Consider the following 14,307-nt stretch of genomic DNA (forward strand, 5'->3'; position numbering starts at 1 on the left):
CTGACACCAATGTCAGGTTCTACGTTACCGGCATGACGCACACCGAGCAGGAATCCACCGCATCCCGCCTCTTCGAATCCGTCCGCCTCGGCCGGCTGGACCTGCCCAGTCGCCTGGTCATGGCGCCGCTGACACGCAACCGTGCCGGAGCGGACGGTGTCCCCGGCGAACTCATGGCCACCCACTACGCCCAGCGCTCATCGGCCGGTCTGATCATCGCCGAGGCGACGACACCCAACGCCGTCGGCCAGACCTACCCCCACATTCCGGGTATCCACAACGCCGCGCAGACCGCCGGCTGGCGCCGCGTCACCGACGCGGTGCGCGCGGCCGCCGGCGAGAGCCGGATGTTCCTCCAACTGCAGCACGGCGGCCGGGTCGGCCACCCCGACACCAGCGGCCACATCCCGCACGCACCGTCCCCCGTGCGCTTCCCGGAGACACTGCACACACCGAGCGGGCTCCAGGATGCCGTCGAGCCCATCGAGATGTCCGCCGAGGACGTCAGGTCCACCATCGCCGACTTCGCCACCGCCGCCCGCAACGCCGTGTCCGCCGGCTTCGACGGTGTGGAGGTCCACTCGGCCAACGGCCATCTGCTGCACCAGTTCCTCGCCAAGAGCACCAACCGCCGGACCGACGAGTGGGGCGGTCCGGCGGAGAACCGCATCCGCTTCACCGTCGAGGTGGTGCGGGCCGTCGCGGAGGCCATCGGCCCGGAACGGGTCGGCGTACGCATCTCGCCCGGACTGGGCGTCAACAGCATCGACGAGGGGGACACCGAGGACATCTACGCGGCGCTGCTGCCGTCTCTCGCCCGCATCGACCCGGTCTATCTGCACCTGATCTACGCCGATCCGGACCAGCCGCTCTTCTCCACCATCCGCAAGGAGTGGCCCGGCACACTGATCGCCAACCCGGCGCTCTCCCGCGAGGACCTGGCGGCAGACGGCGGCATGCGCCGCGGGGAGCGCCTCCTGGCCGAAGGCGCCGACCTGATCGCGCTGGGCCGCGGGTTCCTCGCCAACCCCGACCTCGTGGAGCGGCTGCGCACGGGCGCGCCGCTCAACCCGATCCGCCCGGAGTTCCTGATGCACGTGCACGGAGCCGAGGGGTACAACGACTACCCGACCCTGGCGGAACTCTGACTCCGGGCTCCGAACCGTGAGCCGGAGCCGGAGCCCGGAGCCCGGAGCCGGAGTCCGGATCCGGTGAGGACCGCGGCCGGGCGGTGTCCGGGGGCAACGTAACGTCGTGCGTGAGCCCCCGCCGTATCCGGCCCTCACCGGCCACCGCTCCAGGAGGAACCCATGGCCAGCCGCGACCCCGAACGCCCCAACGTCCTGCTGATCCTCTCGGACGACCAGGGACAGTGGGCGATGGGGTGCTCCGGGAACGACGAGATCCGCACACCGCACCTGGACGCCCTCGCGGACCGCGGCATCCGCTTCAGCCGGTTCTTCTGCACCTCGCCGGTCTGCTCGCCCGCCCGCGCCTCGCTCTTCACCGGCGAACTCCCCTCCCAGCACGGGGTCCACGACTGGCTGTCCTACCACCACGCAGGACGGACGGGCGTCGACTTCCTCTCCGGACGGACGCTCTTCACGGATCTCCTGGCGGACGAGGGATACCGGCTCGGGCTCAGCGGCAAGTGGCACCTCGGTGCCAACGACCGCCCGCGCAGGGGGTTCGTCCACTGGTACGCGCACGAGAGCGGCGGCGGGCCGTACTACGGGGCGCCGATGTACCGCGACGGCACCCGGACCGAGGAACCCGCCTACCTGACCGACGCCCTCGCGGACGACGCCGAGGCGTTCCTCACCGCCGAGTCGGACCGGCCGGAGCCCTTCCACCTGTCCCTCCACTTCACCGCACCGCACAAGCCCTGGCACGGCCAGCACCCCGACGCGTACACGGCGTTGTACGAGGACTGCGCCTTCGACACCTGCCCGCAGGAGCCGGCCCACCCCTGGCAGCCGCTGGACGAGAACGGCGCTCCGGTCGGGGGCGAGGGCGACGCCCGGCAGGCGCTCATCGGCTACTTCGCCGCCACCACGGCCATGGACGCCTCCATCGGCCGGGTCCTGGACCGGCTCGACGCGCTCGGCCTCACCGAGTCCACGCTCGTGATCTTCACCAGCGACAACGGCTTCAACGCCGGCCACCACGGCATCTGGGGCAAGGGCAACGGGACGTTCCCGCAGAACATGTACGACAGTTCGGTCCTGGTGCCCTGCCTGATCTCGCAGCCCGGGCGCATACCGGCGGGACGCCACTGCGACGCGCTGCTCTCCCAGTACGACGTGCTGCCCACACTCGTCGAACACCTCGGCCTCGACCACACCCACGACCCACGCCTGCCGGGCCGGTCGTTCGCGGACATCCTCACCGGGGCGGCCGGAGACCCCGACGAGGAACGGGAGCGGGAGAGGGAACGGGTCGTCGTCTACGACGAGTACGGACCGGTGCGGATGATCCGGACCCGGGACCGCAAGTACGTCCACCGTTACCCGCACGGCCCGCACGAGCTCTACGACCTGACGGCCGACCCGGGGGAGCGGGACAACCTGGCCGACCGGCCCTCCCGCGCGGCCGAACGCACCGAGCTCGCGGCCCGGCTCGACGCCTGGTTCGCCACGTACGTCGATCCGGCCCTGGACGGCGCCCGGCTCCCCGTCACCGGCTCCGGCCAGCGGACCCCGGTCACGCCCGGCTCCCTCGCGACCTCCTTCGAACCGGCGCCGTAGCAAGCCGCACGTCCACAGGCGAGCGGCCCCGCGGACGGCAATCGAGGACGGAGCGGTGATCGCCGGGCCGCCGGCGCACCTGGGCTGCTCCGACCTGTCCGCCCGGACATGACCCATCCAGGACAGGATGGGTCATGTGAACAGCCCCTCGCTGCAGCAGAAGGTCCAAACCGTTCTCGACGAGCTCGTCGACACCGGTGCCGAAACCGGCCTGCAGGTGGCCGTCCACCACCGCGGCGACCTTGTGGTCGACGCCGTCGCCGGTATCGCCGACGCCGGGACGGGCCGCACGATGACTCCGGAGACTCCGGTCTTCAGCTTTTCCTCCGGCAAGGTCATGACATCACTCCTGGCCCACCTGCTCGTGGGGACCGGTGCGGTCGGGTACGAGACTCGCGTGGCCGACCTGTGGCCGGAGTTCGGTGCCCGCGGCAAGGCGACCGCGACTCTCCGGCACGTGCTGACGCACTCGGTCGGCGTGCCGGCGATGCCTCGCGACATCGGCCCGGCCGACCTGCCCGACTGGCCGAGGGTCTGCACCGCGCTGGCCGACGCCGAACCGCGGTGGCGTCCCGGAGCCGAGACCGGGTACCACGCGTTCACCTTCGGCTTCCTCGTCGGCGAGTTCGCACGCAGGGCCACCGGCAGAGCGATGCACCGGCTCCTGCACGACTGGGTCACCGCGCCCCTGGGGCTGGAGAGCGACCTGTACTTCGGGGTGCCCCGATCCGACCTGGCCCGGCTGGCACGACTGGAGGACGGCACGCCGGGCCCTGTCGCCGGACCCGACGGTGATGCCGTGCTTGCGCCTTGGGAAATGCGACCCACCGCCGCGCTGGGGAACAACCAGGAGATCCTGCAAGCGGACATCCCGTCGGTCGGCACCTTCACCGCGCGCGGAATCGCGGCCATGAACGCCGCGGTCCTCGACGGCCGGCTCATCGACGCACAGCGGCTCGAAACGCTGACGACGGTGGCCTTCGAGGGCACCGACCGGGTCTTCGGCAACCCTGCACGGCTGGCCCTCGGCTATCCCGTCGGCCGCATCGGCACCCGGCCGGACGAGACACCCACCACGTTCGGCTGGGTGGGTGGCGGCGGCAGCTACGTCTACGCCGACACCGCGACCGGCACCTCCTTCGCCCTGACCAAGACCCTTCTCACCCCTCACTTCGACACCGCACGACGACTCGCGGACATGACCTCGGCGGCGCTCGGCCCACGTGTCTGAGTGACGCGTGGCGTGCTGTTCGCCCATGGCCGGGCCGGGCGGCCGCCCCGGGGAATCGCCCGCGACGTCCGGGCCGTTCCGGCGTGCTACCCGCCTCAGGAGCCGGTGTTCCCCGGCGCGCGGCGTCGCAGCAGCTCCGAGACCTTCCGTCGCGGGGGACGGGCGGTGATGTCGCCGCCGCGGGACTGGCCCGACACGCGCACCTGGAGGGTGAGAGGGGCGTCCGGTTCCGGCACGGGACGGATCTTGATCTCGCCGCTGCTGCGTTCCAGGCCATCGGTGTCGACGAGGATCCCCGGCCTGGTCACCAGGGTCAGGTTCCCCCCGACGCGCAGATCGACATCGAGGTGAAGGGTGCCGTGGGTGATCACCGCTTCCGTGAAGTCGAGCTTCGCGTCGCAGAACATCAGCCGGATCTCCATCCGGCGGGGAACGAGCCAACGGCCGGTGCGGGTCACGTCGCCGAATCGCTGGTCGATCCTGACCAGTTCCTTGGCCTGCGGCGGCATTCCGTCCGACGGCAGATCGGCCGTCAGGACGGTCAGTTCTCCCATGGTGCGGGCGGAGAGCGCGGCGTCCAGCCGTTCGTCCAGCTCGGTGGCGGTGAGCCGGCCGTCGCCCGCTGCGACCTGCAGGACCTCCACGACCTGGTCCCGGTCCCGGTCGGAGGCCCGCAGTTCGGGCCTGGTGTCGCGTCCGGAGGAGTCGTCGGCAGCCCGCGGTTCACCCGTCATAGCGGCATTCTGGTGCAGTTCCCGGGGCCTCGCAATGTTGATTGATCAGGACGGCGAAGGGGGCCGCAGCCGGCCGCGCCCGCGGGTCACGGCGTAGGCGCCGGGAAGGCCGGTCCGGCCTCGGTCTCCCGGTTGGCCGCCGCGCGCAGCAGCTCCCGCAGTTCAAGGGCGGCCGGCAACGGGGCGGTGGGCAGCGCGACATGCAGCGTCCGGCGCAGGGCCGGGTCGGTGAGCCGGCGCAGGACGAGGGTGCCGGGGATCGCGCCTGCGGCGAGTGAGGGGACGAGCGCCACGCCGAGGCCCGCTGCGACATAGCCGAACTTCCCGGTCCACTCCGCGATACGGATGATCTTCCTCGGGCTGAAGCCCGCCCGGGTACAGGCATCGGCGAGCATCGTCGGACGGTCGCCGTACGCGCTCTGGAGCCAGGCCTCGTCGCGCAGTTCACGCAGGTCGACGGCGTCGGCCCCGGCCAGCCGGTGTCCCCGGGGAAGTGCGACGCGCAGCTCGTCCTCGCACAGCACCGTCGTGCCGACACCGTCGGCCTCCGGCAAGCCGGACGGGTAGTCGCTGACGACGGCGAGGTCGAGAGCCCCGTCGACAAGTCGCCTTACCAAGGTCTCGGTCGGGCCCTCCGTGGCCTCCACCTCGATCTTCGGTCTGGCGTCCCGGAGCGCTCTCAGCGCGGTCGGAACCAGCGAGATGTTGGCGGTGGCGAACGCGCCCACGTGCAGTGGACCGCCCTTTCCGGCGTGGAGTTCGGCCAGTTCCCGCTCCGCCCTCGACAGCCGGTCCAGGACCTCCGTGGCGTGCCGGTGCAGCGTCCGGCCGGCGGGGTTGAGCCGTACGCCTCTCGGGAGCCGGTCGAACAGAGGCCCGCCCGCCTGCTGCTCCAGCGCGGCGATACGCCGCGACACCGCGGACTGCGTGTAGTTGAGCCGGATCGCGGCTCGGGTGAACGAACCGCTCTCCGTCACGGCCACGAGCAGTCGCAGCGCATCGTTCTCGAACACCCGGTTGCCGCCCCTCCGTTATCTGCGTCCTCGCCCGTCATTGTGGCCCCATCCATGCATCAGGCGCATGCCTTCCATGCAATCCAGTCGCTGGTGGAATGTCAGGCCCCGTCCTAACGTCGTCCGTACGGCGCTGTTGCCGCAGAGATGCGGGCTCCGCCACTCCATCCATGCTCCAAGTGACCCAAGGGGGACGTGTGTTGTCATGTCAGTGGATGCTGTCCGGGCGCGACCGATGACCGGGGAGCGGGGGCCTTCGCTGCCCGCGATGCTGGAGGACCTGGAAGAGCTCGTGCGCTGCGAGTCCTTCTCGGCCGACCTCGATGCGGTGGCGCGCAGCGCGGAGGTGGTCGCCGGCCTCGGGACGAGGCTGCTGGGGGCGGCACCCGAGAGGATCGTGGTCCGGGGGGTGAGCCATCTGCGCTGGTCCTTCGGCACCCCGAAGGTCCTGCTGGTCGGGCACCACGACACGGTGTGGCCCATGGGCTCGATCCGGACGCGCCCCTGGTCGGTGACGGACGGGCGGGCGCGGGGGCCCGGGGTTCTGGACATGAAGGCCGGGCTGGTGCAGATGTTCCACGCACTGGCCTCCCTGCCCTCGCCCGAGGGGGTGTGTGTGGTGGTCAACGGGGACGAGGAGGTCGGCTCGACGACCTCGCGGCAGCTGATCGAGGAGTCGGCCGCCGGGTGTGCGGCGGCCTTCGTGCTGGAGGCTTCGGCCGACGCCACGGGTGCGCTCAAGACCGCGCGCAAGGGCACCTCACGGTACGAGATCGTGGTGCACGGCAGAGCCGCGCACGCGGGCCAGGAGCCGGAGAACGGGGTGAACGCCACCATCGAGGCGGCCCACCAGGTACTGGCCGTCGCCGGCCTCGGTGCCTCCTTCGCCGCGGCGGACGACAGTCCGCTGGGCGCGGCGACCGTCACACCCACCCTGCTGTCGGCGGGGAGCGCCCGTAACACCGTGCCCGCGCTGGCGCGCTTGTCGGTGGACGTACGGGTGCCCAGCACCGCGGCCCAGGAGACGGCCGATGTCCTGTTGCGTGGGCTGAGCCCCCGGACTCCCGGCGCGCGGCTGGAGGTGCGGGGTGGCCGCCGGCGTCCGCCGATGGGGCCGGAGTCCTCCGTCGCGCTGTTCGCCCTCGCGTCCCGCATCGCCGCGGAGCAGGGTTCGGGGCCACTCGGCGGTGCCTCCGTCGGCGGGGCCTCCGATGCCAACTACACGGCGGCGCTCGGCTGTCCGACGCTGGACGGCCTGGGCGGCGTGGGCGCCGGCGCGCACGCGGACTCCGAGTACGTGGAGGTCGCCCGGATGGTTGCCCGGACCCGGCTGCTCGCCGAACTCGTCGCACGGACGAGGTCATGACGTACTCCCCGGCCCTGCCGGCCGCACAGACCGCGGCGACCATGCAGCCCGATGCAGTTCTCCAGGAGGCGATTCGGATGAGATCAGGTGTGAACGGGTTCGGACTGGGCGAGATGTGCGGCGACTACGCCGTCGCGGGAGTGGGAGGCGCGCTCGCGCAGACGGGGCGGCGGGCGCTCACCGGGCTGTGCCTGGTCCTGTTGGTGCTCCTGGTCGTGAAAAGGCCCTCGGGAGCCCCGGTCAAGGGCGCGATCGTCGTCGGGATCTTGCTCGTCGTGTGGGGACTGACCCGCGCGTGGGGCCTCGTGTCCGCCAGGCTCGGGCTCCGCAGGTGCTACCTGTTCACGGGCGGACTGGTCGTCACCGGACTGTTCGGCCGGCCGCGGGGAGTCGTGGCGTGGGGCGATGTGACGGCCCTGAACGTGCTGGTCACCGGGTCGCTCCTGATGGCCTTTCACCGGTTCGAGATCGATCGGCGAGCGGCCGGGCGGCTGGCGTTCCTGGCCATGGGCATGCAGCCCGCCCTGGTGGAGCCCCTGCTGAGCCGGGCGGCGGCGCACGGCGTGGGGCGGTGACGGCAGCTGCCGCGGCCTTCTCCGGTCACCCTGACCGGAGAAGGCCTTCGTGCCCGGTCAGGCGAGCAGCCGGTTGGGGTGGGAGGCGCGCCGCGCGGCGGCCAGCAGGGCATGGATCCGGGGCCCCGCCTGATCCATGTCGGTGACCGGCGTCGCGAACGGCAGCCGTACGTCTCGGCGCGTGCGGGGGTACTCCAGGCGCAGGGTGATGCCGTAGCGGTCCAGTGCCACGGGCAGGGCCCGCAGCATGGTCCTGTCCGGCCTGGGGCGTACGAGGCGCAGGAGCATGGGGACGAGTTCGCTGTGGCTGTCCATGAGGTGGGTCAGCATGTCCGCCTCGTGCACGGAGACCGGGTCGGGGGCCGCCGCTTCGAGTGCGGACAGCGTGACGAACGTACGGCCGCCGCGGTCGTCGAGGACGGCCTGGCCGAACTCCATGCAGATGCTGTCGGCGGCGTCGGCGTCGTAGGGGGCGGCCAGCAGGCCGGTCAGCGTGACGCGGGCGCGCAGCCGGTCGCGTACGGGTGTGGGGGCGACGTCCGTGAACTCCAGCCGGACGGGAACGGGGGCGGCCGGGTGCGCCGGTCCGGTCCCGGACGGTTCGTGCAGGTGGATGTGGCCCATCGCGCCCGTGCCGTCGAGCCGGTGCACCTCGACGGGGTCGAGGCCGTCGCTCACCACCGTCATCGAATGGGCGGCGATCAGGATCGACCGCATGCGCTCGGCGGGGGTCGGCTGTGTGGCGCGGGCACTGAAGGGGCGCATCCAAGTTCTCCTGAGGAGCGGTGACGAGACCTGATGACAGTTACTTAGGTATGCCTAACCTAACTCATCGGTCGAGGGTTGTGGAACAGGCCGGCAGCAGGGGATGTCTGCACCGCCGAGGCGGCGCGTCGGCGGTGCCGTGCGGGGTGTGAGGGTGCTGCTCCATTCGGCTGCGGGTGCACCCCGGTCGAATGGCGGGCCGTCAGGGCGGCGCCTAGCGTCGCCTGGGCCGAGGGGCATTGCTCGCTTGTATGGACAAAAGGTCCGCAGCTGTCTCTCGAGGACCCGGAGAAACATCATGCGCGTGATACGTGTCGCTTCCGCCGCCCTGCTCGGTGCCGCCGCCCTCGGACTCGCCGCTCCGGCGGCCCTCGCCGACGACGGCAACCACAACATCACGTCGTTCGGCTTCACGGTCTCCCCGTCGACGGTGGCCCCCGGCGGAACCGTCACCCTCAACGCCACCGGGTGCGAGGTCCCGTCCGTGACGGTCACCTCGGGCGTGTTCGACACCGTCAGGCTCGAGGAGGGCCACTCGGCCACCGCACGCGTCGACGACGACGCCAAGCCCGGTGCCGAGTACGACGTGACCTTCGACTGCAAGGGCGAGAAGGGCACCACGCCGCTGACCATTCGCGAGGGTTCCGGCCACGGCGACCACACGGGCTCCGTGATGCCCGGCAACGGCGTCCGGGCCGGCGCCGGAGGCAGCTTCTCCGGCATGAGCCCGGGTGAGATCGGCGCGGGCGCCGCCCTCGTCGCGGGCGCGCTGGGATTCGGCGCCCACAAGATGCGCCGCCGCTCCGGCGGCAACGTCTGACCGAGCGTGCGCCGACGGACCGGGCCCCGTCGCGGGCCCGGTCCGTGACCACATGACCGGGAAGCGGAGAAGACGTGCACAGAGCCGTGTGGCACGAGTGGATCGAACCCGCCGAACCCCCTGAGCCGGTGCGCCGGGGCCTGTTCGGGCGCCGCCCCGCCAAGGACGACGGGGACCCGGGGGCGACGGACGGCGGCCGCCGCGGGCCCGGCTGGGGCACCCTCGCGGTCGTCCTGCTCCTCGGACTGTCCCTGCTCCGGCAGGGGTTCGGAGGCGACGGCGGGCCCCCGCAGCCCGCATCGGCCGTGGGCGACCGGTCCGGCGCCTCGGGCGCCGGGACCTGGCCGCAGGGACCGGCACCCGAACCGCTGAGCCGCTCCCTGCCCCAGCGGATCACGATCCCCTCGATCGACGTCCGGGCACCGGTCGGCGAGGTGGCTCTGGGCGCGGACGGGTGGATCGACGCCCCGCCGCTGTCCGACAACAACCTGGCCGCCTGGTACGAGGGTTCCGTCACCCCGGGCGAACCCGGCACCTCCGTCGTGGTGGGGCATGTCGACAACACCGCGGGCCCCGCCGTCTTCTACGGTCTCGGCGCGCTCGGCAAGGGCCGCCGCATCGAGATCCGCCGCGCCGACGGCAGCACCGCCGTCTTCACCGTCTACGCCGTGGAGGTCGTCAGCAAGGCCGGATTCCCCGCGGACCGCGTCTACGCGAACGCGGCCGACCCGGAGCTGCGCGTCCTCACGTGCGGCGGCGGCTACTCGCGGAAGACGGGCTACGACGGCAACGTCGTCGCGTACGCCCGGCTCACCTCCGTCCGTTGATCCCGGTCCGTGCCAGGCGAAGCCTTGTCCGCCCGATGATCATGGGATAGGTTCCCCGGGCACGAATCAGGGGATCATGGTGGGTGGGGGACATGGGCGACGAAATCAGCACGGCCGCGAAGAGCAAGGGGCCGAGCGCATGGGCGCAGGCATCCGCGGCTCTGGTGCTGGTGGCGGCACTCGGTGGCGGTGTGTGGGCGCTCGGAGGCACCACGCCATCCGATCGCGAACCGACGCCGGCCGCCTGCTCGGGCGGGGAGCCCGGGAAGGACGCGAAGAAGTCCGCCGAATCGTCCCGGACCGTCTCCGGGGCGCGTCTGTGCGCGGTACTGAACCGCTCCGACCTCGCTGAACTGCTGGGCACACCCGGAGAGATCGCCAAGTCCGCGAGCGGCAGCGACGCGTCCACCGGGCCGGCCGGCGCCAAGGAGATCGCCACGCCCTCGGCGCGCGTCGAGTTCGAGTCGTACACCGTGACGCTCTCGGCGTCCTATGACCGGTTCCCGGTGAAGGGCTCGGCCACCCTGCTGGGGTACGGCGCACAGGAACGGACCTTCCTGGGACGCCCGGCGGTCCTCTACTCGCAGCAGACCGTCAGCATCGGTTTCCGTCTCGACGGGAGCGACGCCACCACCGGACCCGGCGTCCCGGCCCGTGCCCTCACCGTCGCCCGCGACGCGAAGGACGGCGGCGGCTCCTACGACGTGACCGTGTGGCGCGAGGACGGCAGGGCACCGGACGACGCGGTGCTGCTCCGCGTCGCCGAGAAGCTGTTCCCGACGATTCCCGGGTGGGCTGCCGGGAAGTGAGGGTGACGGGATGCGGGGGGTTTCGTCCGTCACCGTCGCCTCTCGCGTACCAATGAACGCAGGAGAGGTTCGGACGGAGCGAAATCGAGCAGGCGAGAGGTATGAGTTCACACTCGCGCACCACTTCGACACCGTCCGCGCGATTGCTCCGGTCCCGGGGCCGTAGGACGGCCGGCAAGCCCGCAGTGCTCCGCCGGCAGGTCCTCGTCCCGGTCGCGATCGCCTCGATCACGCTCGTCACGGCAGGCTGCGGCGGCACCGACGTCCCCGCCGAGCCGTCCGCCGCGTCGCGCCCCGCGTCGGCCGGCTCCGCACCGGGCAGCGCCACCCCGTCCGGCACGGACTCCGCCGCCCCCACCCCCGCCGCCACCGGCGGATCCGCCGACCCGAAACCGGCCGGCACCGCCGGAGCGGGGTCGACCGACCGGCGGTGCAAGGCAGAAGGGCTGAAGATGAGTCTCGGCCGCAGCGACGCCGGTGCGGGGCAGATCTACTACCGGCTCACGCTCACCAACGAGTCCGGCGCCGCATGCACCCTGCGCGGCTTCCCCGGTGTCTCACTGATCAAGCGCGACGGCAGCGTGATCGGGGTACCGGCCGAACGTGAGGGCGGGATGCCGGAGCAGACGGTGATCGGTCCCGGCCGGACCGCGGGGGTCACCCTGCACACCCTGAACCAGGGAATCAAGGACTCCGGCTGCTGGGCCCGGCCCGACTACCTCAGGGTGTACCCGCCCGGCTCCAGGGACGCACTGACCCTGCGGACCTCCCTGCCCCACATATGCGGCGACCGGTTCACCACCACGGCCGTGGCCGGCTGACAGACGTACGGGGACGTCCCCACCCCGTCTGCTCACCGGTTCCGTGCGGATCCCGGGTGGCCCCTGCCCGGCAGCAGCCACCCCGCGAGCAGCACCGCACCGGATCCGACGGTCAGCAAACCGCCGGCCAGGAAGGTGCCCCGCACGCCCGCGAGCGGCAGGACCAGCCCGCCGAGCGCCGCACCGGCCGCGATCCCGGCGTTGTAGGAACCGGAGTTGGCGGCGAGCGCCATATCGGTGCGGCCCGGCGCACACCGCAGCATCGCGTTCTGCGTCGTCATGAACACCGGCCCGAGCGCCCCGCCCATGAGGACGAGGAAGAACACCGCGGCCACCGGAGCCGTGCCGGACGCGTACAGACCGAGCATGCCCACGGCCTGCGTGGCCACGGCTGCGCTCGGCGCACCGTCCGGGAACCGGTCCAGCAACGCCCCCGTGATGCTCACCCCGGCCAGACACGCGACACCGAAGGCGACGAGCAGCACGCCGACCGTGCCCGGCGCGAAGCCGCTCACATCGCCGAGGAACTTCACCATGTACGTGAACCCGGCGAACGCCCCCGTGGCGGACAGCGTTCCGGCCGCCAGCACGACCCCGAACCGGCGGGCGTCCGGGTGGGTTCCGTACGCCGCGCGCTCCTCCTCCGGGCGTGACGTCGGCAGCAGGACGGCGATCGTCACCAGGGAGACGAGGCCCAGAACCGCGAGACCGGCGACCGGCACGGGCCAGCCGCTGTGCCGGCCCAGCCAGGTGCCGGCCGGCAAGCCGAGCACGAGGGCGCACGAACCGGCCACCGAGAGCGCCCCCACCACACGCCCGCGGCCCTCGGGTGCGAAAAGCCCCACCGCGACCGGGCCCATCACGGCCCAGAACAACGCCTGGGCGAGCGCCGTCAGCAGCCGGGCCACCAGGAGCAGGCCGTAGGAGTCCGCCAGGGCCGCGAGCAGGCTGGACACGACCAGCGCGCCCAGCACCCCCGTGAGCACATGCCGCCGGGGCACGGCCCGCATGACATGGGCGAGCGGCAGCGACACCACGGCCACCGTCAGGCCGTAACCGGTGACGAGAAGGCCGACCGCCGGCACCGACACCGACAGGCTCTCGGAGATCAGTTCCAGGAGGCCGACCGGCAGGTTCTCCGCGGTGTTGAAGGTGAAGGCCGCCAGCATCAGGGCCGCGAGCACCGCGGATGCGTGCCACGGCGCCGGCTGTGCCACGACCGGACGGCCGCGTCCCGTCGTCGCCCGGCCGGTGCGGATCAGTGCGGGCCCAGTTCGATGGCCCGCACCCCGGCGTAGAGGGCGGCGACGTCCGAGGGCCTGAGCAGAGAGCGTCCGGTGAGGCGGGAGACGCGGTCGAGGCGGTTGCGCACCGTGTTGCGGTGGCAGTAGAGAATCTCCGCGATCTCGGACGTCGACCCCGTCGTCGACTCCAGCCACGCGGTGAGGGTCTCCATGAGGTCCTTGCGGTCGGGTACGGCCAGGACGGGTTCGAGCAGCGTGAGGGCCATCCGCAGTGCCAGGTCGTGCCCGGCCGCGACCAGTGCCGCGGCCGGATCGTGGTCGAGGGTGACCGCCCCGCGCGTGCCCGCGGGCAGTGAGGACCGGGCCACTGTCGCCAGGCGCAGGGCATCGGCGCTGTCCCGGAGCCGGGTGTAGGCGGGGCTGAGCCCAGCGCGCCCCGTCGTCGCGGAACCGACGGCCGCCACGACCGCACCGGTTCCCGGCACCTGCGCGGAACCGGCGGCCGGGCCGGGCAGCGCGACGATGCCGGCGAGACCGTCGGGACGAGGACGCCACGCCGAGCGCAGTCCGCTGCGCAGCAGGGCCTGTTCCAGCGCGGTGACGTCGCTGTGCTCGGCGACGACGCAGACGTACGGCCCCTGCTCGGGCAGGCCCAGAGAGGCCGCGGTCCCGCCGAGCATCGCCCAGTCGGCCGTCTTGCCGGTGAGGAGGGCGTCCAGGAGCAGCAGCCGCTGGAGCTCGTCGGCCCGCGCCAGACCGACCAGGGTGTCCCGGTACACGTCGTTGACCGTCTGCGACGCGGCATCGAGCAGGGACCAGATCGACATGGAGGCCTGCGCGATGTCGTCCATCGTCGTGCCCGGCCGCTCCTTGGCCCGTCCGATGAGGGCGTGGGCCAGCAGGCGGTAACCGATCCGGAAGGCGTGCAGGACCGCGTCGAGAGGAACACCCTGCGTGGCACGGCGGCGCACACACTGCCGGGTGCTGTCCGTGGCCATCGGACGGCGGTGCGCCATGCAGGTCAGCTGCTCCCGCAGATTGCGTTCGTTGAAGTCGCGTACGTCCGCCCTGACCTCATCGCTCAGCCGCGCGTACGGGGCGACCTCGGCGGTGATCGCACGGAACAGGTCGTCGGCGAGGTCGTCGACGCGATCCAGCAGTTCGGCGGCGCACACCGACAACAGCGGGGGAACGATCAGACCGTCCTCGGCAAGCTGCACTGGCATGCCGGTCAGCATACGGTTCAGCCGCCGGGCCGCAATTGTGCAGTCGCACAAGGAGGGTGCCGCATCCGAGGTCGTCCGCCCACCGCCGACGCGGCCCGCTGTGCCTCAGCATCTACTCACCAGCCGCTG

At 72.2% G+C, this 14,307-nt stretch carries 14 protein-coding genes; 9 read left to right on the plus strand and 5 right to left on the minus strand.

Annotated features, from left to right (window positions below):
* The first annotated feature begins 32 nt into the window (after window positions 1-32).
* The 3 genes from OG521_36835 to OG521_36845 all read left to right on the plus strand — a co-directional run bounded on the left by OG521_36835 (window position 33) and on the right by OG521_36845 (window position 3,978).
* The gene (locus OG521_36835) at window positions 33-1,148 is read left to right on the plus strand and encodes an alkene reductase (protein WUW26035.1); all 1,116 of its coding nucleotides are present in this window, start codon (window positions 33-35) and stop codon (window positions 1,146-1,148) included.
* 162 nt (window positions 1,149-1,310) lie between these two features.
* Window positions 1,311-2,747 (plus strand): sulfatase-like hydrolase/transferase, encoded by a 1,437-nt coding sequence (locus OG521_36840; GenBank protein ID WUW26036.1) that lies wholly within the window; start codon window positions 1,311-1,313, stop codon window positions 2,745-2,747.
* A 136-nt stretch (window positions 2,748-2,883) separates the two neighbouring features.
* On the plus strand, window positions 2,884-3,978 hold the full coding sequence (locus OG521_36845) for a beta-lactamase family protein (GenBank protein ID WUW26037.1): 1,095 nt from the start codon (window positions 2,884-2,886) through the stop codon (window positions 3,976-3,978).
* 95 nt (window positions 3,979-4,073) lie between these two features.
* On the opposite strand, the gene OG521_36850 is transcribed toward OG521_36845, so the two are convergent.
* Together OG521_36850 and OG521_36855 are read right to left on the minus strand one after the other, a co-directional pair.
* Window positions 4,074-4,712, minus strand: a complete 639-nt coding sequence (locus OG521_36850; GenBank protein WUW26038.1) for a DUF1707 domain-containing protein — start codon at window positions 4,710-4,712, stop codon at window positions 4,074-4,076.
* A gap of 86 nt (window positions 4,713-4,798) precedes the next feature.
* Window positions 4,799-5,725 (minus strand): LysR family transcriptional regulator, encoded by a 927-nt coding sequence (locus OG521_36855; GenBank protein WUW26039.1) that lies wholly within the window; start codon window positions 5,723-5,725, stop codon window positions 4,799-4,801.
* Between the two features lie 268 nt (window positions 5,726-5,993).
* Between OG521_36855 and OG521_36860 the strand changes: the two genes are divergently transcribed.
* Window positions 5,994-7,091, plus strand: coding sequence for a M20 family metallopeptidase (locus OG521_36860; protein ID WUW26920.1), 1,098 nt, complete (start codon window positions 5,994-5,996; stop codon window positions 7,089-7,091).
* A gap of 77 nt (window positions 7,092-7,168) precedes the next feature.
* Complete coding sequence (locus OG521_36865) at window positions 7,169-7,666, plus strand: hypothetical protein (GenBank protein ID WUW26040.1); 498 nt, start codon at window positions 7,169-7,171, stop codon at window positions 7,664-7,666.
* 57 nt (window positions 7,667-7,723) lie between these two features.
* On the opposite strand, the gene OG521_36870 is transcribed toward OG521_36865, so the two are convergent.
* The gene (locus tag OG521_36870; protein ID WUW26041.1) at window positions 7,724-8,431 is read right to left on the minus strand and encodes a DUF2470 domain-containing protein; all 708 of its coding nucleotides are present in this window, start codon (window positions 8,429-8,431) and stop codon (window positions 7,724-7,726) included.
* A 298-nt stretch (window positions 8,432-8,729) separates the two neighbouring features.
* On the opposite strand from OG521_36870, the gene OG521_36875 reads away from it, so the two are divergent.
* The 4 genes from OG521_36875 (at window position 8,730) to OG521_36890 (ending at window position 11,708) form a co-directional block, all read left to right on the plus strand.
* The gene (locus OG521_36875) at window positions 8,730-9,251 is read left to right on the plus strand and encodes a hypothetical protein (protein WUW26042.1); all 522 of its coding nucleotides are present in this window, start codon (window positions 8,730-8,732) and stop codon (window positions 9,249-9,251) included.
* A 140-nt stretch (window positions 9,252-9,391) separates the two neighbouring features.
* Window positions 9,392-10,078 (plus strand): class F sortase, encoded by a 687-nt coding sequence (locus OG521_36880; protein WUW26921.1) that lies wholly within the window; start codon window positions 9,392-9,394, stop codon window positions 10,076-10,078.
* A gap of 92 nt (window positions 10,079-10,170) precedes the next feature.
* Window positions 10,171-10,887 (plus strand): DUF6215 domain-containing protein, encoded by a 717-nt coding sequence (locus tag OG521_36885; protein WUW26043.1) that lies wholly within the window; start codon window positions 10,171-10,173, stop codon window positions 10,885-10,887.
* A gap of 185 nt (window positions 10,888-11,072) precedes the next feature.
* The gene (locus OG521_36890) at window positions 11,073-11,708 is read left to right on the plus strand and encodes a DUF4232 domain-containing protein (GenBank protein ID WUW26044.1); all 636 of its coding nucleotides are present in this window, start codon (window positions 11,073-11,075) and stop codon (window positions 11,706-11,708) included.
* Between the two features lie 32 nt (window positions 11,709-11,740).
* On the opposite strand, the gene OG521_36895 is transcribed toward OG521_36890, so the two are convergent.
* Together OG521_36895 and OG521_36900 are read right to left on the minus strand one after the other, a co-directional pair.
* Window positions 11,741-12,877, minus strand: coding sequence for an MFS transporter (locus OG521_36895; protein WUW26922.1), 1,137 nt, complete (start codon window positions 12,875-12,877; stop codon window positions 11,741-11,743).
* Window positions 12,878-12,966: 89 nt separating this feature from the next.
* Window positions 12,967-14,178 carry a helix-turn-helix domain-containing protein gene (locus tag OG521_36900; protein ID WUW26045.1) on the minus strand — a complete coding sequence of 404 codons (1,212 nt, stop codon included), beginning with the start codon at window positions 14,176-14,178 and terminating at the stop codon, window positions 12,967-12,969.
* Window positions 14,179-14,307 lie beyond the last annotated feature (129 nt).

It is taken from the genome of Streptomyces sp. NBC_01463, assembly GCA_036227345.1.
GTDB lineage: Bacteria > Actinomycetota > Actinomycetes > Streptomycetales > Streptomycetaceae > Streptomyces.